General features: G+C 30.9%; 2 protein-coding genes and 1 other annotated feature. Both genes read left to right on the top strand.

What is annotated here, in order from left to right:
- The first annotated feature begins 202 nt into the window (after window positions 1-202).
- Window positions 203-739 (top strand): CDP-diacylglycerol--glycerol-3-phosphate 3-phosphatidyltransferase, encoded by a 537-nt coding sequence (gene pgsA / locus VK998_RS10420; protein WP_325228064.1) that lies wholly within the window; start codon window positions 203-205, stop codon window positions 737-739.
- A 52-nt stretch (window positions 740-791) separates the two neighbouring features.
- Window positions 792-1,017: a binding site (T-box leader), on the top strand.
- Window positions 1,018-1,065: 48 nt separating this feature from the next.
- Window positions 1,066-3,499 (top strand): valine--tRNA ligase (locus VK998_RS10425; protein ID WP_325228065.1); only part of this gene is annotated, 2,434 nt, incomplete at its 3' end.

Here is a 3,499-nt window from a genome sequence, read left to right on the forward strand (position 1 = left end):
TAATTCATCTTTTTTACAACCTGTTAAACTAAGAGTCATCATCAGTGTAAGTACTAGAATTAATGAGATTAGTTTAAAAACCTTTGACAAATATATCCCTCCTATAATATTATAAGAATAATGAGTGGTCTTTTATAGTTATAATATTCTAGATATAATTTTTGGTTACTAAATAAATAGATTATTGAAAAGAGGTTTTGACATGAATATTCCTAATATGTTAACTATATTAAGGATTATATTGGTACCTATATATTTATTTCTTTTTTATTCTGTATCAGATAACCATCTACTTTATGCTGGGATAGTATTTATAATTGCTGGAGTTTCAGATGTATTAGATGGATATATAGCTAGAAAATATGATTTGACAACGAAAATAGGGGCAGCGCTAGATCCTCTAGCAGATAAATTAATGACTTTTGCAGTACTAATAAGTTTTACTACAGCTAAACTTATACCCTCCTGGGTCCTGTTAATCTTAGGTGTCAAGGAAGTAATAATGATAGTAGGCGGTTTTATACTATATTTATTAAAAGGCAATAAAGTCCTTCCTTCAAATAAATATGGGAAAATAGCAACAGTTTCTTTTTATGTTGCAATTCTTTCCATAGTATTTAAATTCCCTAGTTTAAATGTAACAAAACTATTGATTTTAACTACTGTTATATTAAATATATTAGCTTTTATAAATTATTTAGTGATCTATTTATCCAAAGATAGTAAAAACTATATCTAGAAAATATTGACAAACTGTTATTTTATATGTATAATATTTACTAACAATTTTATATAATACGATGAAGAAGAGGAGTAGGTAACTATTCTATACAGAGAAAAAAGCTCTTAGGCTGAAAGGCTTTTATAGGTGTAGATTACTGAAGGTAGCTTCTAAGTATTCTAGCTGAAAAAAAGTAGGTTAGAACGGAAAATCCGTTATAAATATTAAGCGCCATAATAGCCATAATACTATTATGGAATTAAGGTGGTACCGCGAACAAACCCTTCGTCCTTATATCTAAAGGATGAAGGGTTTTTTAAATTGAAAAAAGAGGAGGATTTAGGATGATAGAGAATTTACCAAAAACCTATGATCCAAAAGATTTTGAAAATAGGTTGTACGATTTTTGGAAAGAAAAAGAATATTTTAAAGCCAATGTAGATAAAGACAGAAAGCCATATACAATTATGATGCCCCCACCAAATGTTACCGGGAACCTTCACATGGGGCATGCTTTGAATAATACTATTCAAGACATTCTTATTCGATGGAAGAGAATGGAGGGCTATGAAGCATTATGGCTACCAGGTACAGATCATGCTAGTATTTCTACTGAAGCAAAGGTAGTGGAAAAGATTAGATCCGAAGGTAAAACTAAAGAAAAGTTAGGAAGAGAAAGATTTATTCAGGAAGCTTGGGATTGGACTAAAAAATATGGTGGGAATATAAACAATCAGTTAGAAAAGCTAGGAGTATCTTGTGATTGGAGTAGAGAAAGATTTACATTAGACGAAAGCTTAAGTAATGCAGTAGAAGAAGTATTTATTAGATTATATGAAAAGGGATTGATATATAGAGGAGATAGGATTATAAACTGGTGTCCAAACTGTAAAACAGCTATCTCTGATGCAGAAGTAGACCATGAAGAGAGTTTAGGACATATATGGCATATACGATATCCTATCAAAGATGAAGAAAAATATATTATCATAGCTACTACAAGACCAGAAACTATGTTAGGTGATTTAGCAATTGCAGTTCATCCAGAAGATGAAAGATATGCAGATTTAATAGGGAAAATTGCTATACTACCATTGGTAAATAGAGAAATTCCTATTATAGCTGATGAATATGTAGAAATGGATTTTGGTTCAGGAGCAGTAAAGATAACTCCATCCCATGATCCTAACGACTTTGAGGTAGGAGAAAGACATAATTTAGGGCAATGTGTAATAATGAGTGAAGATGGAACAATTAACGAAAATGGTGGAAAATATAAAGGATTAGATAGATATGTTGCAAGAAAAGCAATAGTAGAAGATTTAGAAAATGAAGATTATTTAGTAGAGATTAAAGACCATGATAATAGCATAGGCCATTGTGAAAGATGTAAAACTGTTGTTGAGCCATTAATATCCAAACAATGGTTTGTAAAAATGGAACCTTTGGCAAAACCAGCCTTAGAAGTTTATAAAGAAGGAAAATTAAACTTCATTCCCGAAAGATTTGGAAAAGTTTACACCCATTGGTTAGAAGGTATCAAAGATTGGTGTATATCTAGACAACTGTGGTGGGGACATAGGTTACCAGTATATTATTGTGAAGACTGTGGCGAGATAATGGTTTTAAAAGAAAAGCCAAAAAGATGTACTAAATGCAACAGTACCAATGTTTATCAAGATCCAGATACATTGGACACATGGTTTTCATCAGCCCTATGGCCTTTTTCAACATTAGGTTGGCCAGAACAAACAGAAGACTTTGAATACTTTTTCCCAACAGATGTTTTAATCACAGGATATGATATTATATTCTTCTGGATAGTTAGAATGGTATTTTCAAGCTTAGAACAAACTGGAAAAGTACCTTTCAAAGACGTATTTTTAACTGGACTAGTAAGGGATGCTGAAGGTAGAAAAATGAGTAAATCTTTAGGTAATGGTATAGATCCATTAGAAGTAATAGATGAATATGGTGCTGATGCTTTGAGATTTACCTTAGTTACAGGAAATACTCCAGGAAATGATATGAGATTTTATATGGAAAGAGTGGAAGCTAATAGAAATTTTGCAAATAAACTTTGGAATGCTACTAGATTTGTGTTGATGAACCTAGATGAGAACATTTCAATAGAAAAAATAGACAGTGCATTTTTAGAAGAAGAAGACAAATGGATAATATCAAGGGTAAATAGTGTTATAAAAGATGTTACGACCAACTTAGATAAGTATGAAATAGGAATGGCTGCACAGAAGATTCATGATTTCATATGGGATGAGTACTGTGATTGGTATATTGAAATGGTAAAACCTAGATTGTATGGCGATAATAAAGAAAGCAAAGAAACAGCAGAAAAAGTATTATTACATGTATTAGAGAATATATTAAAATTATTACATCCATTTATGCCTTTTATTACAGAAGAAATATGGAGACATCTACCTTTAAGAGAAGAAGACCTGATAATAAGTTATTGGCCAGTCTACAATGAAGAAAATAAAGACATAGAAGCAGAAAAAAGGATGGCATTTATTATGGAGGCTATTAAAGGTATTAGAAATGCTAGACAAGAAATGAATATAGCTCCATCAAAAAAAGCCACCTTAATATTTGTAACCAAGGATGAAAATATTAAAGAAGTAATAAACTATGGTAAAAGATATTTTGTAAACCTAGCTAGTGGAGAAGATATTAAAATACAAGAAGATAAATCTCAACTAGGGGAAGATAATATATCAGTAGTTTTGAATAAATGTGAAGTATTCATTCCATTAAAGG

Source organism: Schnuerera sp., assembly GCF_035459645.1.
In the GTDB taxonomy this organism is placed as follows: Bacteria; Bacillota; Clostridia; order Tissierellales; family Tepidimicrobiaceae; genus Schnuerera.

Bases quoted from the DNA above. Each gene is read 5' to 3' on its own strand.
- pgsA (WP_325228064.1), top strand. From the start codon at position 203: ATGAATATTCCTAATATGTTAACTATATTAAGGATTATATTGGTACCT.